The 25,515-nt window shown below is 68.6% G+C and carries 20 protein-coding genes and 1 pseudogene; 4 read left to right on the forward strand and 17 right to left on the reverse strand.

Annotated elements, in window-relative coordinates; genetic code table 11:
• Nucleotides 1–7: 7 nt before the first annotated feature.
• From pglY to ACL02U_RS22780, 12 genes and pseudogenes are all read right to left on the reverse strand, one after another.
• The gene (pglY, locus tag ACL02U_RS22725; RefSeq protein ID WP_412792741.1) at nt 8–3,838 is read right to left on the reverse strand and encodes a BREX-2 system ATPase PglY; all 3,831 of its coding nucleotides are present in this window, start codon (nt 3,836–3,838) and stop codon (nt 8–10) included.
• A gap of 496 nt (nt 3,839–4,334) precedes the next feature.
• Nucleotides 4,335–4,508, reverse strand: a complete 174-nt coding sequence (locus ACL02U_RS22730; RefSeq protein ID WP_412792742.1) for a hypothetical protein — start codon at nt 4,506–4,508, stop codon at nt 4,335–4,337.
• Between the two features lie 9 nt (nt 4,509–4,517).
• Nucleotides 4,518–5,540 carry a hypothetical protein gene (locus ACL02U_RS22735; RefSeq protein ID WP_412792743.1) on the reverse strand — a complete coding sequence of 341 codons (1,023 nt, stop codon included), beginning with the start codon at nt 5,538–5,540 and terminating at the stop codon, nt 4,518–4,520.
• A 101-nt stretch (nt 5,541–5,641) separates the two neighbouring features.
• Entirely contained in the window at nt 5,642–7,882 is a 2,241-nt protein-coding gene (locus ACL02U_RS22740; protein ID WP_412792744.1) for a hypothetical protein, read from the reverse strand.
• A 56-nt stretch (nt 7,883–7,938) separates the two neighbouring features.
• On the reverse strand, nt 7,939–8,337 hold the full coding sequence (locus ACL02U_RS22745; RefSeq protein WP_412792745.1) for a hypothetical protein: 399 nt from the start codon (nt 8,335–8,337) through the stop codon (nt 7,939–7,941).
• 247 nt (nt 8,338–8,584) lie between these two features.
• Complete coding sequence (locus tag ACL02U_RS22750; RefSeq protein WP_412792746.1) at nt 8,585–8,749, reverse strand: hypothetical protein; 165 nt, start codon at nt 8,747–8,749, stop codon at nt 8,585–8,587.
• 322 nt (nt 8,750–9,071) lie between these two features.
• Complete coding sequence (locus ACL02U_RS22755; protein ID WP_412792747.1) at nt 9,072–9,515, reverse strand: NUDIX hydrolase; 444 nt, start codon at nt 9,513–9,515, stop codon at nt 9,072–9,074.
• Nucleotides 9,516–9,534: 19 nt separating this feature from the next.
• Nucleotides 9,535–9,711 (reverse strand): annotated as a pseudogene (locus tag ACL02U_RS22760) (sulfatase-like hydrolase/transferase); the annotation flags it as partial.
• An 18-nt stretch (nt 9,712–9,729) separates the two neighbouring features.
• Nucleotides 9,730–9,957 (reverse strand): hypothetical protein, encoded by a 228-nt coding sequence (locus ACL02U_RS22765; RefSeq protein ID WP_412792748.1) that lies wholly within the window; start codon nt 9,955–9,957, stop codon nt 9,730–9,732.
• A gap of 32 nt (nt 9,958–9,989) precedes the next feature.
• Nucleotides 9,990–10,646 carry a class I SAM-dependent methyltransferase gene (locus ACL02U_RS22770; RefSeq protein ID WP_412792749.1) on the reverse strand — a complete coding sequence of 219 codons (657 nt, stop codon included), beginning with the start codon at nt 10,644–10,646 and terminating at the stop codon, nt 9,990–9,992.
• 73 nt (nt 10,647–10,719) lie between these two features.
• On the reverse strand, nt 10,720–11,220 hold the full coding sequence (locus ACL02U_RS22775; RefSeq protein ID WP_412792750.1) for a hypothetical protein: 501 nt from the start codon (nt 11,218–11,220) through the stop codon (nt 10,720–10,722).
• 116 nt (nt 11,221–11,336) lie between these two features.
• On the reverse strand, nt 11,337–11,558 hold the full coding sequence (locus ACL02U_RS22780; RefSeq protein ID WP_412792751.1) for a hypothetical protein: 222 nt from the start codon (nt 11,556–11,558) through the stop codon (nt 11,337–11,339).
• A gap of 439 nt (nt 11,559–11,997) precedes the next feature.
• On the opposite strand from ACL02U_RS22780, the gene ACL02U_RS22785 reads away from it, so the two are divergent.
• Genes ACL02U_RS22785 through ACL02U_RS22795 form a run of 3 tightly spaced genes read left to right on the forward strand, consistent with a single transcriptional unit; the run spans nt 11,998 to nt 13,853 of the window.
• A complete protein-coding gene (locus ACL02U_RS22785; protein ID WP_412792752.1) occupies nt 11,998–12,756 on the forward strand; it encodes a DUF6879 family protein in 759 nt (252 codons plus the stop codon).
• A gap of 15 nt (nt 12,757–12,771) precedes the next feature.
• The gene (locus tag ACL02U_RS22790; RefSeq protein ID WP_412792753.1) at nt 12,772–13,662 is read left to right on the forward strand and encodes a helix-turn-helix domain-containing protein; all 891 of its coding nucleotides are present in this window, start codon (nt 12,772–12,774) and stop codon (nt 13,660–13,662) included.
• Nucleotides 13,659–13,853: a hypothetical protein gene (locus tag ACL02U_RS22795; RefSeq protein WP_412792754.1), complete on the forward strand. Its 195-nt coding sequence runs from the start codon at nt 13,659–13,661 to the stop codon at nt 13,851–13,853. The genes ACL02U_RS22790 and ACL02U_RS22795 overlap by 4 nt, the downstream gene beginning before the upstream one ends.
• A 161-nt stretch (nt 13,854–14,014) precedes the next feature.
• Here the strand turns inward: ACL02U_RS22795 and ACL02U_RS22800 are convergent, their stop codons facing one another.
• From ACL02U_RS22800 to ACL02U_RS22810, 3 genes are all read right to left on the reverse strand, one after another.
• Complete coding sequence (locus ACL02U_RS22800) at nt 14,015–14,878, reverse strand: hypothetical protein (protein WP_412792755.1); 864 nt, start codon at nt 14,876–14,878, stop codon at nt 14,015–14,017.
• A 129-nt stretch (nt 14,879–15,007) separates the two neighbouring features.
• Nucleotides 15,008–15,202: a DUF397 domain-containing protein gene (locus ACL02U_RS22805; protein ID WP_412792756.1), complete on the reverse strand. Its 195-nt coding sequence runs from the start codon at nt 15,200–15,202 to the stop codon at nt 15,008–15,010.
• Complete coding sequence (locus ACL02U_RS22810) at nt 15,199–16,029, reverse strand: helix-turn-helix domain-containing protein (RefSeq protein ID WP_412792757.1); 831 nt, start codon at nt 16,027–16,029, stop codon at nt 15,199–15,201. The genes ACL02U_RS22805 and ACL02U_RS22810 overlap by 4 nt, the downstream gene beginning before the upstream one ends.
• A gap of 206 nt (nt 16,030–16,235) precedes the next feature.
• Between ACL02U_RS22810 and ACL02U_RS22815 the strand changes: the two genes are divergently transcribed.
• Nucleotides 16,236–16,757, forward strand: a complete 522-nt coding sequence (locus ACL02U_RS22815; protein WP_412792790.1) for an ATP-binding protein — start codon at nt 16,236–16,238, stop codon at nt 16,755–16,757.
• Here the strand turns inward: ACL02U_RS22815 and pglX are convergent.
• Nucleotides 16,723–20,325: a BREX-2 system adenine-specific DNA-methyltransferase PglX gene (gene pglX, locus ACL02U_RS22820; RefSeq protein WP_412792758.1), complete on the reverse strand. Its 3,603-nt coding sequence runs from the start codon at nt 20,323–20,325 to the stop codon at nt 16,723–16,725. The two genes, ACL02U_RS22815 and pglX, sit on opposite strands and share 35 nt — an antisense overlap.
• A complete protein-coding gene (gene pglW / locus ACL02U_RS22825) occupies nt 20,322–24,995 on the reverse strand; it encodes a BREX system serine/threonine kinase PglW (protein WP_412792791.1) in 4,674 nt (1,557 codons plus the stop codon). Before pglW ends, pglX begins: the two co-directional genes overlap by 4 nt.
• Between the last annotated feature and the right edge of the window lie 520 nt (nt 24,996–25,515).

Below are 25,515 nucleotides of genomic sequence, written 5' to 3' on the forward strand. Positions count from 1 at the left end.
GTATGTCCTATGGTTCCCTTGACGCCGGCTGGGTGGGGGTCCCCCCCCCCCCCCCCCTGGACCGCCCTGCCGTGCCGGTGGTCTGGGCGGGGGCGGGCTGCTGGGTGTAGGGGATGCGCGGGTCGCTGGTCGGCGTGTTCAGGGACAGGTCGTCGGCCGTGGTGTGCGGGTCCGTGACCGTCGTGGGCGGGGCGGGAGCAGGCGGCGGGGTGGCGGCTGCCTGGTTGCGTTTGATCAGGGCCAGGATCTCGCGTTCGGTGCGCTTCAGGGTCTCGCGCAGGTCGGCGGTGCGCTGGTCGCCGCGGGCCACGTTGCGGAGCGAGTCGAGCAGGGCCGCGCCTTCCGCGCCGAGCCCGGTGGCGAGTTCCAGGGTGTGCCAGGACGCCTCGGTGACGGCGCGGGCGACGCTGCCGGCCTGCTTGATCGAGGTGCCGTACCGGTCGGCGCTGACCGCGCCCAGGTCGAACCCGGCGAGCGCCTCGACGGTCTTCTTGGCCCCCGCCCCGCCCTGGACCGCCACGCCGGTGAGCTTGTCGAGGAGTTGGAGGGAGCGCCGGGCGAGGGCGAGGCGTCCGGTGTCGTCGGTCTCGTCGAGGCCGAGGAAGGCGGCGTGCTCCTCCAGTCGGCGGACGAGTTCGGCGGCGTCCTCCTTGTGGGTGCGGGCGGACTCGGTGATCTGGCGGGCGAACTGGTTGACCATGCGGCCACGCCGCAGGGTGGGTGCCTTCTCCCCGAAGATCGTCTCGTAGCGCTGCCGTGCGGTGGTCCAGTCGTCCTCGCCGGGCAGCGGCTGGCTGCGCAGCGCGTCGTGGTCCTTGACCGCCGACAGTTCGGGCGCGGGGTCGAGGACGGTGCCGCCGCGCACCCAGACCCGGTCGTCCGTCTCGGCGAAGGAGGCGACGACGAGGCGGGTGAGGAAGTCGGGCAGGCCGCGCGGCTCGGGCTGGTCGGTCCAGTCGGTGAGGGTGATCAGGGTGAGGTCGCCGGTGACGCCCTGTGCGCTGGCGAGCTGCCGGAAGTGGTCGCCCCAGTAGCGGGACAGCTCGAAGTACGCCTCCTTCTGCTGGCCGAGGCGCAGCGGGCCGGCGATGCGCTGCATCAGCCTGCGGTCGCCCGCCGGGACCTCGACGCGCCCGTCGCGTGCCTCGGCGGCGGCCCGTACGTGGGTGAACACCTTGCGCGCGTCGGCGGGCCTGACGGCGGTGCCGGTCGCGTCGGGGTCGAGGTCGGGGTGGGCCGGGTACTGGTGGGCGAGCAGCTTGCCCGCCACGTGCCGGATGCCGTCGTGCAGGGACTGGCCGAAGGAGAGTGTGAGGTCGTCGACGTCGGGCAGCGCCACCAGGTGGTCGTCGAAGTCGACGACCACGTCGGCGGTCTGCTTCTGCGCGAGCCCGTACGCCTGCTTGAAGGCTCCCTTGACCTGCTTGAGCAGGGCGTCGCGCTGGGTCTCCAGCAGGCCCTTGGCGCGGCTGCGGTTGTCGGCGTTGAGGTGGCCGGCGTACTGGGTGTCGAAGCGGTGCTCGTCGGCGAGGGCCTTGTCGATGACGACGAGGCGCCGGAAGTCCGCGAGGCGCTGCGCGGACAGGTGGGCGGGCAGCCAGGCGAGGGTGCGGGAGCGTTCGCCCTGCTGCCGTTCGCGTACCCGCTGCATGCGGTTGACGTCCTCGCGGGGGCCCCACTCCCCCTCGTCGAAGGGGAGGTCTATGGCGATCCGCCAGTAGCCCTCCTGCTGCGGCACCAGGTCGTGGTCGGGCAGCTCGTCCTCGTCGGCGACGTTGCCGAAGACGACCTCGGCGGTGCGGGCGGTGCCGCGCCAGGTGAGGTTCAGCTCGTCGGCGAACTGGCCGTGCTCGACGCCGAGTTCCTCGGAGAGGAGTCGGCGGGCGAGGGCGGCCCGGTTGCCGGGGTTGTCGTTGACCTGGGCGTTGGCGATGACGGAGTCGACGTCGACGCCGGACAGCTCAAGGCGGACACCCGGGTTGGTGTCGGTGCCGGTCTCCTTGATCTCGGGGAACCGGGCCGCCCACTCCGCGACCTTGTTCTTGATGATGCCGACCTCGCTGCCCGGGATCGGCGCGGTGACCGAGCCGTGGTTCAGCGCGCCGAGCCGGCGGATCGTGAGTTCGGAGAGCGCGGGCACGCTGGGCGCGAGGGCGGACAGGAGCAGCGTGCACACGAGCTGGTTGTCGCCGGCGAAGAGGCGGCAGCGGTTGGCGAGTTGCGGGTCGCCGAGGGTGTCGGGCCGGTGGAGGTACTGGTCGACGTCGTCCTCGGTGACGTCGTAGGAGCTGAGGAGGTACGGACGCAGCTTGGTCTTGTAGAGCTTGTCGGCGGCCTCGAAGACGACCTTGAGGCTGTCGGTGAACGGCTTGTCGCCGCCCTCCGCGATCACCGGGTACAGGTCGCCGACCGGGATGAGCTGGCCGAGGCGGATCTCGTCGCGGTGGTCGGCGAGGAGCTGCCCCATGAGCTTCAGACCGGTGCGGGAGCGCTGGAGGGCGGAGGAGATGTGGACGAGGGTGTCCATGAAGGCGGGCGAGAAGGGGTACGTCAGCCGGAACGACTCCGCGTCCGCGCCGGTCGTGCCCTTCTCGGAGCCGAGGAGGGTGTCCCAGACCTGGGTGCCGACCCGTTTGGTCTGCGCGAAGGCCGCGTCGACGAGGCGTTCCGCTTCGGCGTCCTTCGGCTTGAGGAGGCGGGCGTGGGCGATCTGCGGGAGGTTGCGGTCCTCCAGGGTGATCTTGTCGAAGCGGCCGGAGGCCAGGTTGAGGGTGTCCTGGATGGAGGACTCGGCGGCCCCGGACACTTCCTCGCCGACCAGTTCGCGCAGGTCGCGCTGGCGGGCGATGAACGACACGACGGGGATGGCGCGGCGGGCGTCGCCGCCCTCCACGAAGTTCGTGATCTTGCTGGCCTCGCGGGCGACGAACTTCTGGTCGTGGATGAGGGTGGCGAGCCAGAGGATCAGCTCGTCCATGAAGAGGATCAGCCCGTCGTAGCCGAGCGACTTGGCGTGCTCGGCGATGACGGAGAGACCGGCGTCGAGGGAGATGAACCCGTGCTCGTCCTCGGCGGCGTTCTTGGCGAAGCTCGGGGAGAGGTGCGTGATGGCGTCCTGGACGAGGCGGGCTCGCAGCTCGGAGGGGGTGGAGGGGGTGACCAGATTGAGCGCCTCACCGGCCTCGTGCACCTCTTCGGCGGCCAACGCCGTGTCGAGGAGTTCGGGGGTCCAGGTGAAGCTCTCGCCCCACTCGTCTTCGTCGTCGTCGGCACCTGCTGAGCCGAGGCGCCGGATGACGGCCTCGTCGCCGTAGCTGTCGCGGTCGGCCCGGATGTCGTCGAAAAGGCCGTCCGTCCGATACACCTGCGGCGTCGGCGCGTCGGGGTGCAGCCGCTTGACGTGCCGCACGTATCCACCGAGGACACGTTGTTCCAGGGCCTTCGCGCCGAGCATGTGGTACGGCACGAGCAGGAACGTCTTGCCCTCCGTGGCCAGCCACTCGTGCCTGGTCAGCAACGGGTCGAACTCGGTGCGGGCGCGGGCGGCCGGGTTGCCGCTGAGCAGTGCGTACAGCACGGCCATGAAGTGCGACTTACCGGAACCGAAGGAGCCGTGGAGATAGGCGGCCTTGGAGCGGTGCCCGTCCAGGGCTGCCTTGATCAGGTCGAGCGCCTCGTCGAAGTTCTCCAGCAGCCGCTCCGTGACGACGTAGTCCTTGAGCGCGTGTCCGGCGCCCTCGGGTGTCGTGGCCTCGGAGAGGGACAGCACGAAGTCCGAGGTGGAGATGGATTCCTTGATGTCGATGACATCGCGGAGGAGGGGCGGCTGCTGGGCCATTACCGGTCACGCTCTCCCTCTGGTGGCCTCCGCCACCGCTCGTACTCGATCGTTCGGGTGCCTGGGTGTCGGTCGGCTGCCCGATCGGCCCCTCGGTGGTCAACGGTATGGCAACCGAGAAGTACACCGTGACGCTTCCCGAGGAGCCCGCCGAGGCCATCCGGGCCGAGGTCGGCCCCGGCGGCTTCAGTCGCCACGTCACGCACCCCGCAGAGCGCCGGCGGGAGCCGGATCGTCCGGGGGAACCCGTCGACTGGCCGGAGGCCGAACACGGCCCGCCCCCTCTCACGGTCTGCGCTGGTCACCGCCTCCGGACGGCGACGACAGGACGCCTTCCGTGCCGGGAACGCCCGTCCGCCGAACGGGCGCCCGCTGTCCCTTACGCTGTATACCCCCTCGGTAACGATCGATCAACCGACAGCGTCCGCACCCTGGACGGCCGGAGCCCCGACCAGGGCCGTCGGACCGGTGCCGGGCCGGTAGGGCGGGCGACGGGTCACGCCCGGTGGAAGACGTCGAGTGGGCCGTAGGCGGTCGGCTTGCTGTCGGCCAGCTCGGGGTGGCTGCCCACGCGGTCCCGGACGATGCCGACGGTGTCGGGCCACACGGTGAAGTGCCCTCCGTCACCGACGAGGATGCGGATGGGCGCCGAGCGCGAGATCGAGGTCAAACACCAAGCTCAGGGGCTGGAAGCCAGGTGAACGCCGGTGCAGCCGCGCAGTTTCGCCTCGTGGGCGGCGAAGGTCTTCAGCGCCGCTCGGGCGAACTGGTCGGAGTAGTGAGTGACCGGGTAGCTGTCGGTCTCCCTGTCATAGAGGCGGTAGAGCACGAAGACCGCCTCCTGTGCGGAACGGGGGCAGTGTGCGGTGGCCGAGGCGTAGTCGTCCGTGTGCTCGAGGGAGTCGGAGGACTGGAAGTCCTTGGCGAGTGCTCCGTAGTAGGCGTACAGCCCGTAGCCCGGCTTCTTGTCCGGGGTGAAGAGGTAGCAGTTGACCTGTGGAGTGTCGGTGTCCTCGGGGTATGCGACGGCATCCGGCACCCCGGCTTCGGCCGCCTGGCCGGCGATTCCCCGAAGCCCGGTGCAGGAGCCCTGGGCCGTGGCGAGGCTCCGGGGAGCCATGCTTCGAGGCGGGGTCGGCTCCGAGACGTGGGTGAGCCGGGTGCCGCCCTTCGCCAGGCACCCGTACTTGTCCGCAGCCTTCTGAGCAGTCTCGGTGGTCACGCGGCCGAGCCCAGTGAGGACAGGGCCGGTCGCCTCGGCGTCCTCCGGCCAACGGATGAGGTCTCCGTATGCCAGCAGCGCCTTGCCCTTGGCGTTCTGGCAGTCGAGCGCCACCACGACCTGCGCGGTTCCGTCGTACCGGATGACGCCCGGCCAGCCGCTGCCGAGCGGTGCCGCCTGCCCCTTGACGCCGTTGGCGTTCTGACCGAACGGTGCGAGGGCCGCGAGAGTGGCCGACTGGTTGCTCCAGCGGAGCCTGATCTGCAGGGCGCCACCATGCTGACGGGTGTCCGGCCTGTTGATCAGGCAGGAGGCGAGGTAGTCCGGGTCATCGGCCCTGGCACGCGCATGCGTCGAGTTGAGGGCCGCATCGAGTCCTCCTTGAGCCAACGTGCCGTCGCACGCCGAGTCGAGGGAGCGCTGGTCGCGCCAGGAGGCGTACGCACCCGTGCTGTACAGAGTCAGTGCCGCAATCCCCAAGGCCGACAGGATGCCTCCCAGGGCCCAGGCGACCCGGCCCCTCCGACTCGCAATGATCTTCATTGTGCTCTTTCTCTCTCGAACGGAGCCAGGCCCCGGTGTCACCGGTCCGCGCGGAGGACATCGAGCGCGCGATCACGCCCCCAGTCGTAGTCACCCTGACCGGTGTGGACCAGATGTTTTGTCCACTCGCTATTGATGTCATGGCCACGACTGTTTCCCCAGGCCCTGACCAATTTCTCAACATCATGCTGACCGGCGCCGTAGAGTCTGACATTGTCGGCCGTGGCCTTGAGGTTCGCTTCGGCGGTGTGCTCCTTGTTGGATTCATACGCCCACACATCGATCGCCTTGGAGCCGAGGTCTCCCACGGGAGAGAGATCGGCCACGGGGTTGAACATCAGAGCCGTGCTGTACGCGGTGCCGATTCCGTGGTTGAAGTCGGCGGCCCACTGTGTTTTGTGGAACCGTTCGTCGAAGATGATGTCCGCGCGAACTCCGTCGTAGGCGCCCATGGCCCGCGAGCAGTCGCTGATGCGGTTCTCGATTTCCGTCTTCCCGGCTTCCTGCGGAATGGCCGCCAGTACGTCGTGAGCGTGGCGCTGTTCCGCCCCGTACACGTGCCCGAAGGCCGTGGGATCGTCGGCGATCCCCCGCATCACCTTGGTGAGGTGATCGCGCGCTACGGTGATGTGTGCCCCGTTCTCGTCGCTCCAGGTTGATCCCGCCGTTCCCAGAGGATTCTCGAAGCGGGAGTCGCTCTGTGCGTTGATCTCATGCGTGTCCGACGTGTATGACGTCAGGATGTGGGCCAGCGGGTGATTGAGGTTCGTCGGCAGTTTCTGTGCCAGGTCCTGCTTCGGGTCTGGCGAGTTCAGCGCGTCGATGGTGCTCTGCAGGATTCGTGCCTGCGGTTCGGTGTGCCGTCCGACCGGGTGATAGTAACCGGGGGTCTCCCCGGTCGTGGCGGCCTCCAGGGCCGCGCCGAAACCCTTCCGCACGTCGCCGTCCTCCGCCATGACCGGCGGGCCGATGGTGGTGCCCCCCGGCGGAGTCGCGAAGTGGTCGACGACGGTATCCCAATCCCGGCCGCGGAGCGCGTACTCCAGGTTGTCGCTGTGCGCCGGGTCAAAGTACTCGGTGCTGGTCTCGGGGTCCTTGGACATGATGCCCAGGACACCGTCGTACGGGTCGTTGGCGAACCAGCCGCGGTCCTTGCCGCTGAAGTCGTCACGCAGAGCCCAGATCGACTGGAGGTTGCCTTTCGCCTCGTAGGACTCCTCCGCGTGCCGGATGTCGTCCGCGGTATCCTCGAGGAACTGCCCGGAGTACCCGTGTCCCTGCTGCATCAGCGTGGCCAGGCTCTGATAGCCGCGAACCTTCTCGTCCGGAATCGGGCTGAGGCCGTCGATTTTGAAATGCCCCACCCCGGCCTCCTGCATCTCCGCACGGAAGTGCTTGTAGAAGGCCGAATGCGGGTTGCGGGTCGCGGTGGCGAGCGTCGTCGCGAGGCCGTGCTCGAGCTCGCCGTACCGTCCGGCGTGCTCCTTGTCTCCGTAGTGGCCCAGGCTGGTGAGGTTGTTGGAAAGCTTCAGCGTGCCGCGTGCGCCGAGTTCATCCAGCAGTGTCTGACTGAACGCCTTGCTGCCCGAGTTGTCGTCGAAGAGTCGCTTCAGTTCCTTGTAGTCGGCTGCCGTCGCCTTGCCGGAGTCGATGCGGGTGGCGATGTCCTTGGCTTCGTCCGCCTCGTACTTCTCGATGTCACCCTTGGCTCTGCCGTTGAAACCGTTCGTCGTGCCGTCGGTCGCGTCGGAGTCCTTCACGACGGCGGCAAAGGCCACCTGGACGCCCTCGTCGGCATCGCTCACGTTCTTGACGCACCCATTGATGCGCTGCTGCCAGGAATTGACGGACTTGCTGATGCTCTCCTGGTACTCGGGATCGTGTGCCAGGGCCTGATGCTCGCCCTGCGTGAACCCCGAGGTGTCATACGAGACGAAGCCTTGCTCCGACACTCTCATGCCGGCTTCCACGGCTTCATCTCGGGCCGTTTCCAACTTCTTGCGGAGGTCCACGAACTGCGTGTGCGCGTCTCGGAAGAGCGAAGCGATTCCCTTGGCCTCGGTCTGCGCGTTCTGGAACTCCTTGAGTGTGATGTCGAAGGTGCGACTCGCAACGTCCGCGCTCAGCCCCACCCAGGTCCGTCCCATGGATATGCCGTGCACGTCTCGCCGGTAGGCCTTCTCCTGCTTGTGGAACTCCTCGGCCATGCCGTCCCACCGCTCGGCCGCGGTAGTGAGTGTGGAGAGGTCGGTCGTCATGATCTCGTAGTAGGTCGGCATGATCCCCCTGGTGCTGCTCGTCGACAGTGAACTTCGGGCGGCTGGACTGATCGCTGTCAGAAGTCGTCCAGCGTTGACGAGGCGCGCACCTGCGAGCGCACTCCGAAATCCGTCCCCTGCAAGACGTTGTTGACACTGCGCAGGGCAGCCTTCTCCGATGCGAGCCGCTGCATAAGGCTCTCAACCTGGTCGCCCCACTTCCCGTGGGCCTTCTTGACTGCCGAGGACGTCACCCAACCGTGGCCGTCCTTGGCATCGAACGCCCTGACGACCTCGGCACTCTGCTCGTCAGCCCAGTTCCCGGCCTTCTTCGTGTCCGGCTCGATGTGCTGCTCGATCGCCCGGGCCGCGGCCTTCTTCTCGGCGGGCGAGGACGCGAGATCCTTCTGTCCCCCGGAAAACCCCGAGGGGCTGCCCTCGCTGCTCGGGTCGATCGGCACCTGGTTGAGCTTCATCTGCGTCGACTCGCGACCCGTTGTCATGGTTCCCTGCTCTCCACTGCCGTGTTGAACCTCGCAGGTTCGCTCGCATGCCTGTAGTGCCCTGGCCTGAACGGGCTCGTCGCCTGGAGCTGCCGGACCCCGACAAGAGCGCGCCCGACGGCGAACACCGGACCGCACCCGAGAGGGGTGCGACACAGTGGCGTCACTGCAGCCGTGCGACGTGCCCAGCCTCCGTCTCCCGCAGGCGTTGACCATGTGCTCACCGGGTGAGGTTGTCATGGAGGCCTGGGGACCGTACGGGTACTCGTTCGTCCGCGGACATCTGGGTGACGAGGTCCTCGATGGCGCCCCTCGCCCCTCGAAACTCCCCGAAGTCGAGGGCGACGAAGTCCCACCCCGCCCGCCAGACTCCCGCCACCGTCACGCTTCCCCCGTCATACGCCCGTTTCACAGTCAGGCGCCGAACCGACGTACGAATCTACAATACGAAACTCTCCCGAGAGTGGACAGCGGGTGTCCGAGTACGCACGGTGGTTCGCCGCGCCAACAGGGTGTCCAGGCGCAGTCCGTCGCGGCGACGCTCGATGAGCGAGCCGTGGTGCCTGTAGCGGCCCTCGTTGCAGGCGTCGCAGAGTGCCCACCATACGGGCGTGTCGAGGATGAGTTGGTGAACGCCGATGTCGACGAGTCTGCCGACTCCGAGGGGGACCTCCGTCACCACGGACCGGCAGGTGCACCTGACGAACTCAGGCTGCGATGACCTGCTGGGCCAGCAGCAGTGCCAGCGGTCCCCCTTGCAGCAGGAAGCGTCCTTCGGTGGCGGCCCTGATCGCGTCCGGCACAGGCCACCACATGAGTGTGAAGCCCTCCTCGCCGGGCGTGAGCTGTTGCGGGCCGCAGGTGAGACCTTCGGCCAGGTAGAGGTGGACGCGGGCCGTGGAGTTCAGGGTGATGGCGTAGGAGCCGAGGGGCTGCCAGGTCCGAGCGGTGACGCCGGCTTCCTCGCGCAGTTCGCGCCGCGCGCATTCTTCCGGTGTCTCGCCGTCCTCCCGGCGCCCTCCGGGCAGGAACACGTACTCGCCGCCGTGCTGGGGAAATTCGGCGGTCAGGACGGCGACCGTGCCGTCCGCGTCCCGGGCCACGATGACGGCGGCGTCGCGCATCGCCCCTCGTCGGGATGAGTCGGTCATGGACGGGGAGCGTAGCCGCCTACTCTGACAGCAGAGCCGCGAACGGCACGTTCAGCACGGTCGGGTGGGCGATGCCACGGCCGTGGTAGCCGTCCTCGCCGAAGGCGTCGCCGTGGTCGGCGTACATGATGATCAGCCATCTCTTCCTGCAGGTGAGCCCGTCGACCAAGCGGCCGAGGTGTTCGTCCGCGTACGCGAGCGCGGCGGCCTGGGACTACCAGGAGTCGCCGCTCTCACCGGTGTAGTGGCCGTGGGTGGCGGAGACGTTGACGAACAGGAACAGCGGCCGGTCGGCGTGCTGCTCGGCGACGGTCAGGGCGTGGTCGACCTGGTGGCGGGTGGAGTCGGGCTCCGGGGAGCAGAACTCGGACCGCCGGTCGTCCTCGTGGAACATGTCGGGCAGCACCGAACCGAGCGGCGTGTCCCGCGAGAAGTAGGTCACGCCGCCGATGGGGAGTCTCTCGGCCGCGTCCGTCACGGAGCGACCGCGCGAACGAGGAGCGTCCCGATGTGCCCGGGGTGAGGCGCGTCGAGAACCCGCGCGTCGGCTGTGGCGAACCCGGCCCGGGTGAGCAGGCGCTCCCAGACGGCCGGGCGGTAGCTGTAGCGGTAGGTGAACATCGCCTTTCCGGCGAACCCTCCCTTGTACATGCCCTGCGGCCCGTACGCGCCGGGGATGGCCGGGGGCTGCGAGAACACGAAGACGCCGCCGGGTTCCAGCCGCCGGCGGACGAGGGGGAGGAGACGGCCCGGGTCGGTGAACCACGCGGCTCCGAAGACCGAGTAGATCGCGTCGTACGTCTCCTCGTGCCCGCTCAGGTACTCCAGCACCTCGGAGCACACGAACTCCGCGCCGGTCCCGGCCCACTTCACGGTGGTCTTCTCGACCATGACGGGAGACAGGTCGACACCCCGGGTCGCGAGGCCGCGCTGAGCGAGGTGGGCGAGGGCGCGGCCGGTGCCGCAGCCGATCTCCAGCACGGTGCGCGGGTCGCCCAGTAGCTCCGGGCCGGGTCCGTGATCGGCGTACTGGGTCCAGCAGAAGCTCGGCTCCACATCTTCCTTGAAGGCGGAGGCGGCGAAGGTGTCCCACAGCTCCGTCTCGGCGGCGATGTCGTGTGGTACGGGCAAGGCGACTCCTCTTCGCAAGGGCCGGCCCCCGTCCTCCTGGGGACCGAGGACAGGGGCAGGGCCGTAGGGCCGGTCAGTGGCTGTCGGGGACCTTGTTGTCGCACGGCGAGCAGTCCGTGCCGTCGATCGCCCACAGCTCCTCGTCGATGTCGAAGCCGACGGACTTCAGGAAGTCCGCCGTGCGCAGGCACAGGCCGTCGCGGCGGCGCTCGATGAACGGGGCGTGATGCTTGTACCGGCCCTCGTTGTAGGCGTCGCAGAGTGCCCACCATACGGGCGTGTCGAGGATGAGCTGGTGAACGCCGATGTCGACGAGTCTGCCGACGCCCAGGTGGACCTCGGGATGCTCCATGCAGCCGATGGTGTACATGACGGCGTTGCCGAGGACGCGTTCGGCCATCTCGCGGACCATGGTGTGGTCGCGCAGCAGCAGGGCCACCTCGCGGTCCCAGAGAGTCATGCCACCGTCCAGCACGTTGATCGTCAGGTGCTTGATGCGCGGCTGGACGGCGTTGAGGAGTTCCTTCGGATCCCGTGTGCGGGTGCTTACGGGCCGGTCGAGTGTGACGGTCATGGATCACTCCTTCGGAAGCGGGTCGTGTCGTTCGGGTTGCAGCCCGTTCCGCTGCCGGCCTGCCTGGGGGCTTGACGCGCGGTTCGGGCGCCTTGCTGATGCCGTCCCGGCAAGAGCTACCGGGTGACCTGGCTGGAACGGGCAACTCGGGTGGTTCTCTGACGGTTGTAGCCGTGGCACAGGCAAGTGCAGCGGTGGACGAGCAGGAGTCCGACGGCGTAGGGCAGGGGAACGTCCTCCGTCTGGCGGCACCGTGCGTGCAGGTCCTCGTATCCGGGGCGGACGGCGACACCACATTCCGGGGACATGAAGGCGCTCTCGGCGTTCGCAGCGCTCATCGTCCTGCCCTCACGAACCGGTGGTGTGGGGACGCGCAGGCCGTGATCCCCTTCCGAAACAGGTCACTGTCCCGGCTTCGCCGCCCTCGAAGCCATGCCTGCCCGAGTCGCTCGGGACGCGGCCCGCACGGTCCACGGCCAGGAGGAGAGGACAAGTCGGCATCGACGGCGAACGGCGGCAGCACGATGTCGGCCTGAGAAGGGGCCGACCTCAGACACTCGGTAGTCACGGAGGGATCGGCGTCGCACGCCTGGTGAGCTCCAGCCATGAACCCGACGGTAGAGAAAAGCTGTTGTGCGGCGCCATGAGAGTTGCGCGAAGTTGCTCCACTCTTCGGCAAGGTTGCGTGCAGTTGCTGATTGGGCCAACCGAAGCCCGAGCGCAGGGCGGTCGTCCCGTGGAAGCCTGGGAGATCAGTCCCCGAGGGAAAGTGTGATCATGACTCGACGACTGCGTTTCAACGGCACGGGCAGCGGCGTCAACGGATGCCCGTCCATTCATGAAGACCTCGACACGGGCGAGGTCATCGTGCACGGCCCCGCCCTCACCGACCCCGACGACATCGCCCGGCTCCGGCACCTGGACGAGGGCGAGGTGCCTATCGTGGTGCCGCGCGAGCTGCTGGTCGACTTCGGCCCGAAGGAGGTCGTCCGCGTGCCGAACATCATCGGGCTGGAAGAGTTCGACCGACTCTTCACACAGTTCGAGCACACTGCGTGGCGCCTGGAGTCGCGCCGCCGATACGCGTCGGACGAGGTCACTGACACCTACGCCCAGTTCACGCGCGGTGAGCCCGTCAACTGGGAAGGGGTCAATGCGGAATGGTGCGCCGAGCGGCGCAAGCAGAGCGCGCTCGGCAAGCGGTTCGAGCGTGTCCGCATCGTCGACAACCCGCCTACGGCAGGCCAGCTGTATCTACTCGACAACGCGCGTCGCAACAGCGCCGTCGGTGAGAAGATCCTCAATCTGTGGCGAGAGGACGCCGACCGCCTCGGGCTACCCGGCGAAGATTTCTGGATCTTCGACTCCCGGCTGGTCGCGCTGCTCAACTTCGACGAGGCCGACAACCTGGTCAGCGTCGAGCTGATCACGGAGCCCGCTACGGTACTGCGGTACGCCATGACGCGCGACGCGGCGCTGCATCGCGCCGTCCCGTACGAGGAGTTCGCGGCACGGCTGACCGCGAAGGAGGACTGAGGCAGGTGCACTCCGGTGAGCACGGACTACCAGCAGGCACGAGAAGCACTCGGGGTACGGCTGCGCGAACTCCGGCTCTCCGCCCCTGGGGGCCGGCTCACCGGTACGGAGCTGGCCGAGCAGTACGGGTGGAACAAGTCCAAGGTCAGCAGACTGGAGAACGGCAGGCAGACGCCCACGCCCGATGACCTGTGCAAGTGGGCGGACGCTACCGGCCGGCCCGAGGCGTACGACGAACTGCTCGCGCGCCTGAGGGGCTTCGAGTCGCACATCCGCTCATGGCGGCGGCAGCTCGCCTCGGGGCACAAGGCCGTCCAGGACACCCACCTCAGCGCCCATGCCGACGCATCCGTGTTCCGTGGCTGGGAGTCCTCCATGGTCTTCGGGATTCTCCAAACCCCGGACTACGCGCGGTCGATCTTCTCGAGATACGCGGAGCTCCAGCGATCACCGCGCGACACCGAGGCGGCGGTGCGGTCACGTATGAAGCGGCAAGAGGTGCTGTACGACTCGTCGAAACGTTTCCACCTCATCCTGTGGGAAGCCGCCCTTCACGCTTTGATCTGTCCGCCGTCCGTGCTCGCCGCACAGCTCGACCGCCTCGCGGGAGCCGTCGGCCTGGACACGGTGGAGCTGGGGATCATCCCGCTGTCCGCTTCGCTCAAGGTGCCCCCCGCCACCGCCTTCTGGATCTACGACGACCGTCAGGTGATCGTCGAGAACTGGCACGCGGAGTTGTGGATCGACGACGAAGCCAGCGTGGACACCTATCTGCGCACCTGGAAGACACTCCGGGAGTCCGCCGTGTACGGCACTGACGCACACCGTCTCATCAGTGCGGCACGACGGGCGTTGCACTCACCGACCGGGACGACAGACCGCTCGGCAGAGGAACGCCGCTCATGATCACGCTCACCGACGCCCCAGCGGGGCGGCTCTTTCCCACACCGGACAAGAGCCCCGCCGCCCTCCGGGTTGCCGTCGCCCGCCTCAGCGCCGAAGCCCTGCCCAGGTTCGACACGCACCGGGCCGAAGCCATGAACCAGGCCCGCGACGCGTTCAGCCTTCTGTCCGGCCGCCATTCGTCGATCAGGTGAGCAGGGGCTCCCAGACGGCCTGGTGGTAGCGGTCCTCTTTGTAGGCGTCGCACCGGGGTGGTGCATGGACCACAGGCGGGCTTCAGGATGTCGGCGCCTCAGCATGCGGGACAGGGGAGGGCCGGGAGGTGCCTCCCCCTTCGCCTCTCACAGCGGGTGGGCTACGAGGACCGAGGACGCTCTGCGGTGAGGGCAGTCCCCTCCGAGGCACGGCTCTCGGCATGTTCGGCGACGAAGGACTCATGAACGTCCTCGGCTTCCACCACCACGATTCGGTACGTCGGCTTCGCCAGTTCCGAGTCGGCCAGGTGCTTCTTCAGCCGCTTGGCCATGGGACGGTAGGTGGCGAAGGTGAGCGTGCCGGACACAGCGGCCCCGACGACGGGGATGGCCTTCGAGACGCTCTTCGCGAAGGTCTGCTTCGTCATCTCGGCGCCGACGTAGGCCGCGACCTTCTTCACCACGGGGTAGATGACGCCCTTGGTGAGTGCCTTCTGGGGCAGCTTCTTGGCGACCTGCTTCGCCATCATCTCGGCGACCTTCCCCACGGCGGCGTTCGCCGTCTGGGTACCGAACATCACGCCGAAGAACAGCGTGAGCACCCCCATGGTCGCGTCGTCGACGTCATCACCGTCGTCGGCGAACAGGTCGGGCCAGCTGTAGAGGTAGGCGAGCTTCTGCGCGATACGCAGCATGTGGCCGAAGTACTGGGCCAGGTCGGCGGGCACGGTGGCGGGGAGGGCCATGAAACCGGGCAGTCCGGCGGCGGCGGAGAGCGCGCTGACCTTGGTGGTTTCGAAGCGGATGGAGTCGTTGGCCGCCTTGTCCAGCACGTCGACGGAGATGCCGGCCGCCGCGGGGGTCTCTTCGACGGCCACACGGATCTCGTCGTCGGAGCAATAGCGTGCCAGCGCCTTCCGGAGGTACGCCTCCCGGTGGATACGGACGCCAGGAAGCCTGGCCGCGCTCACCAGCGCCACAGAGAAGCGGGACTCGGGGTTCTCGCTCGCTTTGCCCTCATTCATAGCGGGAACTTACAGTAACTCCGCTCTCTGGGCGCCAAGTTGTACAAATCCGGTTCGAGCGGTCCCCAGAGGAGGCGCACACGTGCGGAGGCCCCGGCAAGCACCGCGCCTGCCGAGGCCTCCGCCCTGTCAGAGTGCCGCGAACTCGACGAACGCGGTCCACGCCGTGGGAGCCACAGCCAGTGTGGCTCGGGTGGTGTCCTTCGAGTCGCGGACGTGGACGCTGGCGGGGCGGGCGGCGACCTCGACGCATTCGCCGCCAGCCCCACTGCTGTAACTGCTCTTGAACCAGGCCGACTCAGGTACAGGCTGTTCGACGTTCATCTCTCTCCAAGCAACTTCTCGACGACGGCCAGCGACTCGCGCGGAGTGAGCGCTTGGGCCCGAAGGAGCCCGTACTGCTCCTCGATCTCCCGGACTGGCTTCCGCGCCGTGTAGAGGCGGCTGTCCTGCTGAGCCTCCACGTACGCGATCCTCCGCCCTTCCTTCGTCTCGATCAAGGTGAACGGACCAGCCAATCCTGCGTGCTCGTCCCGCTCGGTCGGCAGCACCTGAACTTCCACGTTACGCCGCTGGCCCTGGAGCAGGATCTGCTCCAACTGCCCCCGCATCACGCCCCACCCGCCCAGCGGCCTCCGCAGGACCGACTCCTCGATGACGAAGCTGATGGTAGGCAACTGCCTGCGGCAGAAGATCTCCTGTCGGGCCAGGCGCGCTGTCACCCTCTGCTCGACCACGTCTTCGTGCAGCAGAGGCCGCCAATTCGTGAACACCGCTCGCGCGTACTCTTCAGTCTGCAGCAGTCCAGGCACGGCCTGGTTGGCATATACGTGAAGCTCGACCGCCTCAGCCTCCAATTTGGCCGCGTCCCGGAAGAACGCCGGATACTGGGCCCGAGCCACCTCCTCCTTGCTCGCGCTCAGCACCCCGCCCGCTCCCAGCACCTCATCCGCCTGGTCGATGAACCTCGGGGGCGGAATACGTCTCCCTTGCTCGAACGACGCGATCGTTGCGGCCGAGTAGCCGGTCCGTGAACCCAACTCGGCACGGTCCATTCCGACCCGCACCCGGAACAGCTTCACCTGCCGCCCGAACACGCACAGCATGCCCGTCCCGACCTCGTACTCCGGCTGCTGAACCTCGTCGTCCACGCCGCAGCTCCTCCCGTACGACCACCACAGTCACCCGACTCCGCCCGCCCAACGCACGGCCCGCGAAACGGTCACGCCAACCACCAGGTACAAGCGCGCCGCCCACGTGTACAGCCCGCACCCGTCAGTACGTCGCTGCTGGTCAACGCTACGCACAGTCCGCGACCGTTGACCCCATGAAGTCAGCAACTCCCCCGAACGGGCATATGCCGGAGCACCTCACACCCGAACACGAGTTCACCATGCGCTTCACCTCGACCCCACGCGGTGCCCGCCTCGCTCGCCGACTGGTCACCCACCGCCTCAACAACTGGGGCTACCCGTACACGACGCCCGTCAACGAAACGCTCACCCTCATCACGGCCGAACTCTGCGCCAACGCAGTACGCCACGGCCACGTCCCCGGCCGGGACTTCCACGTCCACCTCACCCTGACCGAGGGGACGTTCCGCATCGACGTGACGGACACCCGCTCCGAGCGGCAGCCCCTGTCCGCTCCCCCGACCCCCGACTCCACATCCGAGTCCGGCCGCGGCCTGCTCCTCGTCGCCGCCCTCGCGGACGACTGGGGCGTCACGCCTCGCCCGGCCGCCCCCGGCAAGAGCGTCTGGGCTGAATTGCGCGTACAGCACAGGGGCCACCCACGCACACACCCGGTGGCCCCTGGTCCGACAGAAGTCGATCTACTCCTGGCTACCGCTTCGCTGCTGCGCGACGGCCCCGGGTAGCGGCCGGGGGCCGCCAGTTGCGGAGGTCGTCGTCGGTGAGTCCGTGCTCGCCCTGCTTCTGCTGGCGGTAACCGGCGAAGAAGTCCGCCGGGGAGCCGCTGTAGAGCATGTCGAACTCGTTGTGCCACTGGTACAGCCAGGGCTGGAGTTCCAGCAGGCCGGCGAGGAACGGGGTGATCTCCTCGGTGGTCAGCGCGGTGTTGGTGAAGTACGTCGCCAGGGCCTGCGCCTGCTCGCGGTGGTCCCAGCCGGCCCAGCCGTACAGCTCGGGGGTGGCGGCGTTGGTCTGCCCGTAGGAGACGAACCGCTCCTTGGGCACGTCCAGCTTGCCGCGCGCCCTCCAGAAGGAGGGGCGCAGGAAGTCGGCCGAGGTGTACTTCGGCGGCACGGGGATGGAGTCCCGGATCTTCCGCTTGGCCGACTCGTCGGGCGCGGCGTCCTCCTTGCGCTGGAGGTCCCACACCTCCTCCCAGTCCGCGCGCTTCTTCAGCCCGGAGGGCTTGTACCGCAGGGCGGAGAGGAACGGCACGTGCTCGTCGCTGATCAGCTCGGCGACGACCCTGGGGAGGTCCTTCCGGGGCGCGTACAGCTTGGCGACGGAGACGAAGTCCTCGTCGCGGGAGAGGGCATCGGTGAGGCGGGAGAGGGTGAGGATCGTCGGCTGACCGTTCTCGTCGAACCAAAGGTCGCGGTTCTCCATACGACCGAGCAGCCAGGAGCGCAAGGCCTTCTCCTGGAGGGCGTCCCACCCTTCGGTGGCCCAGCGTCGCTTGTACTCGGGCCGCTCGACCATGCCGATGGCCCGATTCGACTCGATGGCGTCGATCCGCTTCTGAACGACCTCACGGTAGGGGGCAGGCCAGTGGGCGGGGATCTCGGTGATGGGCGTGGAGTTATGCCGCTTGAACCACTCGTCACTGGCCTCGCCTGCGGCTACGCGGCGGGCGAGAACGATCTCGAAGGCACGCTCACCGAGGGCGAGTCCGGGGATGTTGGGATCGTCGGGGTCCTCGGATACGCGCAGGTCTTCGGGATGGAGATCGTAAAGGGAGTAGACCCGCCAGTCGAGTTCCTCTTGCAGGGCGATCATACGGGCACGGGTGGACTCCCAGCGTGTCTTGGCTTCGCGGAGAACGGTGGCGTTTAGGGTGGACTTGGTTGCCACTCCTGCAGGACTGGTGACGGTGAGCTGCTGGGTGAGGGTGTCGAGGGCAGCAGCAAGGCTGGCGGAGTGTCCGGCTGGGAGAGGGAACTCCTGGAGTTTGGTACCAGTGAACTCATAGAAACGCTCCCACACCTGCGACTTGTAGCCCTCATTCACGCCCTGACTGCCCTTGTCGTGGCTCACCATCTTGAGCCAGAACCCAGCCGTGGAGCTGTTCAGCAGCCCAAGCAACCGCAGGTGCTCCTCCTCAGTCGCCCCCTCCCGCAGCTTGATCACCGGCGCATGACGGTTGAAGACCTTCCCCCCACGTTCCAGCGCGAAATGGCTATGGGTAGAAACAAACGGAAAGGAAATACCGAGCGGAATCGAGTACCGCTCCGGATGCCACCGACTCCATTCGTACCAAGTGAGTCCAATTTCATCATGATTTCCCCCTGGCTCACGACGCTCGCGCAGCAGAACCCGAAAGCGCCAAAGCAGGGACGCGAGGCCTGGCGAAAGCTCCGCCTTGAGATCCTTTCCATACGGGAAAAGTGACTCAGTCTCAGCAGAAATGTCCCAGTCGCGCACCGCCTCTCCACTGACAAGTGGAGCAATATTTTCAGATTGCACACCGAACCGCCGCCATGTGCCGGTGGGAGCAAAATAGCCATCATCCAGCCCAGTGTGCGTGTAGCGACCGATGACCCTCTTTACGTCTGCAAGTCGTTCCACCTGCACGCACTTGAGCTGTTCGACCATTTCGAGGCCACCATCGGCCAGAATCCACGGCTGTTTATCGAAGAATCGCCCTCGCTCCAGATCGCCCACTGACACCCACTGACTCACCGAACCTGGCTTGTCAACTTGGTCCACGATGGCGTTCCATACAAGACCGTCCTCACCGTTCGCCGGCGCGGCAGGCTCTCCCTGGACGCTTCGCACGGTACGAATAGTCTGCGAACGCCCGCTGCCATCACGGCTCTTACCCACCAGGATGACCGTGGGGGTTCCGTGCCCCGGAATATAGGCACCGGAGGTGTCAATGACCTCCATCAACTCAACCTTGCGCGCGAAGAAGTCCTCGATTAGCTTCGTGCCGAATTCCCGCTTCATGAAGGAGTTCGCGGTGATCTGCCCGACCATGCCGTAGCCACTTCCCTCAGCGTCCCCGCGTTTAGCCAGCTCGAAGAACCTCTGAGCGAAGGGAACTGAGAGCGCGTACTGCATGGCGCATGCGTTGTACAGTTCCCGGTAGAGCGCGTTGAGTTTCTTGTCCTTCACAGTGATGTACGGCGGATTCCCCACCACCACGTGATACCGCCCCTGCTGCAAAATATCAGGGTGTTCGAAAACGTCTTCAACGACATATGTAAACGAGGCCAACTGGTCATCCACGCCGTCCGCGTCCAACGTCAGCTCCAACTGCCGAGCCTTCATGAGTGAGTCCCCCACCGCCAGATGAATCGGCCACTCATACTTGCCCGCCTCCCCCAGCGTACGCACCCCGCTCGCCGCCATCCCCGCCACCAGCAACCGGAACCGAGCAATAGCCACCGCGAACGGGTTGATGTCCACCCCGTGCACTGAATCCAGCGCTTCCCGCACCCGCTCGTGCACATCGCGCCCCGGCTGACCCTCCGCCCACAGCCGGACCAGCCGCCGAAACGCGCCCAGCACGAAGTGGCCCGACCCACACGTGGGGTCGATCATCTTCAGGCCTTCGTAGCCGAACTCCCGCACCGCCGGGTTCATTGTGCGGTCGAGGATGAACTCCTCCACGAACTCCGGCGTCTGGAGCAGCGCGTACGTCTTGCGCGCGGACTCGCTCAGGTCCTGGTACAGGTCGCCCAGGAAGCGCGTGTCCCAGCCCTCGGTGCCGTCCTCGTTCAGCGGATCGGTGAAGTCGTGGACGAGGACGCCCGACTCGTCCCGCTGCCGCCAGAACTCGACCAGTTCCCGGGCGCCGTCGTGTGACAGCGGGATCTGGTACAGCGGGTTGTGCCGCCTGTCGAAGAGGAGCCGGCCCGCCTGGCCCGCGCCCAGTTCGTCGAAGGCCTTCTCCAGCCAGCCGCGGTAGGTCGGGTCCTCCTCGGTCTCCACGTAGGCGTCGTACCGCGCCTCCGCCAGCTCGCGCCGGTCCCCGTCCGCGCCCGTCAGGTACGGCTCCGGGATCAGCCGGTTGTCCTCGCAGAAGCGGACGAACACCGTGCCCAGCACCCACGCCACCGCGACCTGCGTGACCCGCTCGTCCAGCCAGGAGTTCCAGGTCGCCGCCGTGCGCCCCAGTTTGCGCGCCCGGTCGTACTCGGTGCGCAGCCGGGCACCGATGTCGCCCAGCGCCCTGACCTGCTTGCCGAGGTCGGTCTCGACCGCCTTGACCTGCTGCTTGAGGTCGTCCAACAGAGCCTTGCGGTCGATCACTTCGCGTCTCCCTCGACACCGCGCGCCACTACCTTGCCGGAGCCTCGGTGGACGTTGTCCACCCAGGTGTCCGGAAGCTGGATCCACTCCCCCAGGCCGGCCTGGTACGGCACGGCCGCCTGCCCGAGCCGGGGCTCGCGCGCGGGGTCGCTCTGGGGAACGAGCAACCACAGTCCCCGGGCACCCTGCCGGGCCGCCGAGGCCAACCGGTCCAGGACGCCCATCGCGCCGTACCGGGCGAAGACCGCCGCCTCCGTCAGCAGCAGCGGTCCGCTTCCACCCGCCAGGCGTTCCTCGATGCGCGGGGCGACCGTGCCCCACGCCGTCTGGACGTAGTCGGCGAAACGCAGCGCGCCCGTGGAGCCGGGCTTGGCGATGTCCGCCTTGAGCAGCGTCTCCCAGGTCGGTTTGGTTCCCGGGGTGACCTGGGCGTGCAGGGCCTCGATGAACAGCCCGGTCACCGAGACGGGTTCGGCGCCCAGCCGTTCGCCGCCCAGTTCCCGCACGGCGTTCGGCACCAGGCGCCGGCTCACCGTCAGGACGCGGTAGCCGTCCCGTCGGGCCGAGGCGAGGAGCCGTTCCTCCGCGCGGACCGCGCTCGCGAGCAGTGGGTCGTCGGCGTAGCGCGTCACCGCGCCGGTGCGGGTGGACTGTCGCCAGGCGCCGGTCGTGAGGTAGCTGGACGCGTCGTCCACCCGCGTGGGCAGGTAGCGCGGCGTGTTGGTGTCCCCGCGGGTGCTGAGTGTCAGCTCGAAGCCGGCGTCGCGCAGGGCCTTGGTGAGCGGGCCGCCGGTCGGCAGGTCGTGGGTGAGGCCGCCGCGGCCGTCCGGTACGCCCAGTTCGGGGAAGCGGGCGCGCAGCCGCTCGTGGACCTCGTCGCCGGTCAGGCCCGGCTGGGTCGCCTCCGGCTTGCCCGGGATCCAGCGCACCAGGCCGGCCTGGGTGAGCCGCAGCGCCCGTACCAGCGACAGGTCGCGGGGGTAGATCTCCAGGCGCGGGGTCGCCGCCGCGTTCAGGGAGGCCGCGGCGGCCAGTTCGACCATGCGGCGCTCGTCCCAGTCGAGGGCGCCCGGTGGCAGCTCCAGGGCGCCCAGTTCCGCCAGGACCGTGGCGGCGGTCGGCAGGGTGTCCAGGCGGGCGAGCCGGTCGGCCGTGCGGCCGAGGCGGCTCGCGTAGTCCAGCAGGCCGGGCGCGGTGGGGGTGTCGGGGGCGTCGTCCTCGCGGACGTCCAGGGCCAGCAGCCCGGCCCCCAGCGCCTCCTCGGTGGCTTTGCGGTTGGGCTGGTGCTGGAACTCGGCCTCGTCCGGGACGAGTTGTTCGACCTCGACCACGGCCCGTACGGCAGCCAGTGCGAGCGCGCGGCGCTGCTCGCGGTCCGCGAGCTGGCTGCCGCGGCGGACGGCGAGGGCGTCCGCGATCTCCACCGCCGACGCCACCCGGCCCATGCCCGCCAGCAGTTCGAGGATCTCGGCGCGCAGGGCCTGGACGGTCCGGTCGGCCTTCCAGCGCTTGCGCTCCTCCTTGAGCATCTGCGGGATGCGGCCCGCGCTGAGGCCGAGCGCGGCGGCGACGTCCTTCTGCTTGGGCCAGACGCCGATCTCCGGCAGCAGGCCGTGCGCGTCGGGCAGGCGCAGCAGCAGCCGGACCATCTCGGCCTTGTTGCGGTTGGAGCCGTTGTTGTTGACGACGGGGACGAAGATGGTGGCCAGGGCATCGAGGCTGATGGAGCGCAGGGCGCGCGCCGAGAGGCCGCCGGCGGCGTCGCCGGTCGCCAGGTCGTCGGCGAGGGCGGATTCGGCGGCGGTGAGCTGGTCCAGTTCCTCCCGGGCATCGGCGCGGCCCTCGGGGGTGAGGGGTGAGGCGGGGGCCGCGCGCAGCTTCTCGCCCCACTCCCGCTGGCGCTTCTGCACCTCGTTGCGGGTCTTGGCGCCCAGGCCGGGGGCGTTGACGAGTTTGCGGCGGCTGTAGTCGAGGAGTTCGCCGACGGTGGTGATGCCGAGGCCGTAGAGGAAGGACTGGGCGGCGCCGGTGAGGCCGGAGACCGTCAGCGCGGTGTCGGGGCCGACCTTGGCGGCCAGGCGGTCGCGCTGCTGTTCCGCGGTCTCCGGCTCGGCGTCCGCGATGGCGCCGAGCTGCGCGGGCCCGCCGTCGGCCACGCCCGCAGCGCCTGCGCCGGGGGGCTTGGAGTGGCGGGTGCGGTGGCTGGACGGGACGGTCTGCGAGGCGTCGAGGAAGATCTTGCGCCAGGCGTCCCGCATGGGCTTCAGCTCGGGGAACCGCTTGCCGGCGTCCCGGTGCAGGGCCTTGTGGAAGAAGGCGACGAGGCCGTCCCGTACGGCGGGGTCGAACGCCTCGGCGGCGATCGTCGGGTACGGCCACTCCTGCGGGTCGGTCATCCGGGGCGGCACGCTGCCGTCGCCCCACTTGGGCAGCTCGCGGCCGGCCATCTGGTGCAGGGTGACGGCGACGGCGTAGCGCTCGGCGTGGGAGTCGTAGGAGCCGCGGGTGATGACGTCGACGAACGGGTCGAGGTAGCCCTCGGTGCCCGCGTCGGTGTTCCTGGCGGGGTAGCCGGCCAGCGAGAAGTCGATCAGGACCAGCTCGCGGGTGCGGTTGGGGCGGATGCGGATGGCGATGTTGTCCGGCTTGATGTCGCGGTGCCAGACGCCCTCGCCCTCCAGGAAGTCGACGGCGCCGAAGAGGTAGTCGCCGTAGGCCTCCAACTGGTCGACGGGGAGCCGGCCGTCCTCGCGGAGCTGGCGGGCGACGGTCTCCTCGCGGCGGCGCGGGGCCTTCCGCTCGCCGGTCGCGTCCGCGCCGTCGTCGCGCTCGTCGCCGACGTACTCCAGCGCGAGGACGGTACGGCCCCCGATGTTCAGCGGCTCGGGTTCGACGAGGCGGATGATGCCGGAGTGGGGGCGCAGGCGGCCCATCGTCTCGGCCTCGCGGATGAGGATGTCGCCCCGGTTGTCGGAGAGGGCGACCTTGAGGACGGCCAGCGGGCGCGTCCTGCGGGCCTCGGCCTCCAGGTCGCGGACGAGGAAGGCGCGGCTGGTGGAGCCGGTGCCGAGGCGGCGGCGGACCTCCCAGCGGCCGGCTAGCACGTCGCCGGGGACGGCGTCCAGCGGGTCCTTCTCCGGGGCGTCGGCCGTGTCGGCGGCGGTCGCGTCGGTGGCCGGGGCGGTGAGGGAGTCCTCGACGACCTCCAGCATCTCCAGGAAGTCGTCGACGCTGTGCAGGCGCTGGTGCGGGTTGTAGGCGGTGGCCGCCTGGACGAGTTCGTCGACGTCCTCGGACAGGCCGTCCACCAGGGAGCTGGGGCGCAGGCCCTCCCCCGCCTCCAGGCGGGCGCGCAGTTCGGCCTGGCTGGCGGCCGGGGCCTTGCCGGTGGCGAGGAGGTAGGTGAGGACGCCGAGGCCGTAGACGTCGAGGGAGACCGGGTCGGGGCGCAGAGCGGTCAGCTCGGGGGCGAGATAGGGGTCCTCGTAGTCGGCGAGGTGCATGGCGGACAGGGCACTCGGTGCGAGCCGCGTCGCGCTCTGCCCCTGGGAGGAGTCCCCGGTGCGCTGGGTGGCGATCTGCCAGTCGGAGATCTGCAGGCGCGGGCTGAGCCAGGCGGCCTCCTCGCCGATGGCCCTGCCGGGGCCGCCGTCGGGGCGGGGCAGCACGTGGATGGAGCGGGCGGCCAGAGCGCGGTGGTGGATACGGCTGGCGTGGGCGGAGCGCATGGTCTCGGCGAGCTGGCGGACCAGGGCCATCCGTCCGAGGATGTCCAGCTTCTCCCCGTACCGGACCAGGTACTCGTCCAGTTTCATGGTCCGGTCGTCGTGGTCGAAGACGAGGGCGGGGCCCGAGGGGTGGCCGGTCGGGAAGTACTGCCGGTAGGTGACGGCGCCGGGGTGGCGGAAGCGCTGCAGGACGGCCGCCTCACGGCGGGCGGCGTTCTCCACGGACTGGCGCAGGGAGGCGTCCGAGCCGCGTTCGCTGAGGTAGACGCGGACGCGGGCGCGCTCGGGCAGCTCGGTGTGCTTGGCCCGGTAGTCGGCCCAGGTCTCGCCGGAGTCGAAGGGGGTGCGGTCCAGCTCGTAGGGGCCGACCTTGTACTGGGCCTCGCTGCGGCGGATGCCGACGCGTTCCAGCGCGGCCTTGATCTCGCGGGAGCCGATGGCGGTGATGCGGCGCCGCTCGTCGCGCGGGGGCTGCTTGAGCGTGTCGACCAGCTCGGCGATCGTGTGGACGCCGTTCTGGTCGTGGGCGGGCAGGCGTACCCGCAGGGAGTCGTCGGTGAAGCAGACCGCCTCGCCGACCCAGACGCGGCGGGCACCGTGGCCCTGGCCGAGCAGGCCCGCCAGCTCCTTGGCCTTCTTGTTGACCAGGTGCAGCGCGTTGCCGTGGGTGCGGCGGCGGCCACCGGGCGTGGTCTGCACCCAGGTGCCGTTCTCGGAGGTGACCGAGCCGTGCCAGTCCTTCAGCTCGATCATGTACACCCCGCCGGGCGCGACGACCAGCAGGTCGACCTCGCGGACGTGGCCGGTGTTCGCGGTGAACGTGAAGTTCGACCAGGCGCGCCAGGGGTCGGAGTCCGGCAGCTGTTTCCTGATCGCTTCCAGGCCGCGGTGTTCGTGATCGAACTCGGACTCGGTGACCGTGACCCACCGGCCTTCCCGCATGCCTGTCCCCACTCGTCCCGTTCCTCTCAAGCCCGCCGTTCCCCGAGGTCGGGCCTGCCGCAGATCCTAATGGTTGCCTGGTACATGGGAAGAGTCCGTGAAGGACGGGACTACCGGACATTCCAGCCGCAGGAAGGGAACGGCCCGCTCCACCTGACGTGCATGCATGCGGCGGGGGCTACCCGGCCGGCAAACCGCGCACAAGGGGGCAAACCTCTACACCCTCGAAGCAGAAGCAGGTCAGCTTCACGGGCCCCTCCCGTTGTACGAAACGTGTCCGAGCGCACACACTACGCCCGACCGCGAGCCCGACGACACCGTCATCGGCACACAGGTGGGCCGAGCCTCCTTCCCTCGCGAACGTCATGAAGCGGGCCGTCCGGACGGACGGCAACCGCGAGTGCGGACCACACGCGTCGCAGCCGCGACCGCAGACGAAGCCGCAGCCTCAGCGCCGCGAAGACAGCGAGGGGGCACTCCTACTCCCCTTCGGCGGGCGGGCTACGTCCGCCTGTGCAGT

The sequence above is a fragment of the Streptomyces sp. MS06 genome (genome assembly GCF_047200655.1).
Classification (GTDB): Bacteria; Actinomycetota; Actinomycetes; order Streptomycetales; family Streptomycetaceae; genus Streptomyces.

Excerpts from the sequence above, each read along its gene's own strand:
- pglY (WP_412792741.1), bottom strand. The coding sequence starts at position 3,838 with ATGGCCCAGCAGCCGCCCCTCCTCCGCGATGTCATCGACATCAAGGAA.
- ACL02U_RS22740 (WP_412792744.1), bottom strand. The coding sequence starts at position 7,882 with ATGCCGACCTACTACGAGATCATGACGACCGACCTCTCCACACTCACT.
- ACL02U_RS22745 (WP_412792745.1), bottom strand. The coding sequence starts at position 8,337 with ATGAAGCTCAACCAGGTGCCGATCGACCCGAGCAGCGAGGGCAGCCCC.
- ACL02U_RS22755 (WP_412792747.1), bottom strand. The coding sequence starts at position 9,515 with ATGACCGACTCATCCCGACGAGGGGCGATGCGCGACGCCGCCGTCATC.
- ACL02U_RS22775 (WP_412792750.1), bottom strand. The coding sequence starts at position 11,220 with ATGACCGTCACACTCGACCGGCCCGTAAGCACCCGCACACGGGATCCG.
- ACL02U_RS22780 (WP_412792751.1), bottom strand. The coding sequence starts at position 11,558 with ATGAGCGCTGCGAACGCCGAGAGCGCCTTCATGTCCCCGGAATGTGGT.
- ACL02U_RS22785 (WP_412792752.1), top strand. The coding sequence starts at position 11,998 with ATGACTCGACGACTGCGTTTCAACGGCACGGGCAGCGGCGTCAACGGA.
- ACL02U_RS22795 (WP_412792754.1), top strand. The coding sequence starts at position 13,659 with ATGATCACGCTCACCGACGCCCCAGCGGGGCGGCTCTTTCCCACACCG.
- ACL02U_RS22800 (WP_412792755.1), bottom strand. The coding sequence starts at position 14,878 with ATGAATGAGGGCAAAGCGAGCGAGAACCCCGAGTCCCGCTTCTCTGTG.
- ACL02U_RS22805 (WP_412792756.1), bottom strand. The coding sequence starts at position 15,202 with ATGAACGTCGAACAGCCTGTACCTGAGTCGGCCTGGTTCAAGAGCAGT.
- ACL02U_RS22815 (WP_412792790.1), top strand. The coding sequence starts at position 16,236 with ATGCCGGAGCACCTCACACCCGAACACGAGTTCACCATGCGCTTCACC.
- pglW (WP_412792791.1), bottom strand. The coding sequence starts at position 24,995 with ATGCGGGAAGGCCGGTGGGTCACGGTCACCGAGTCCGAGTTCGATCAC.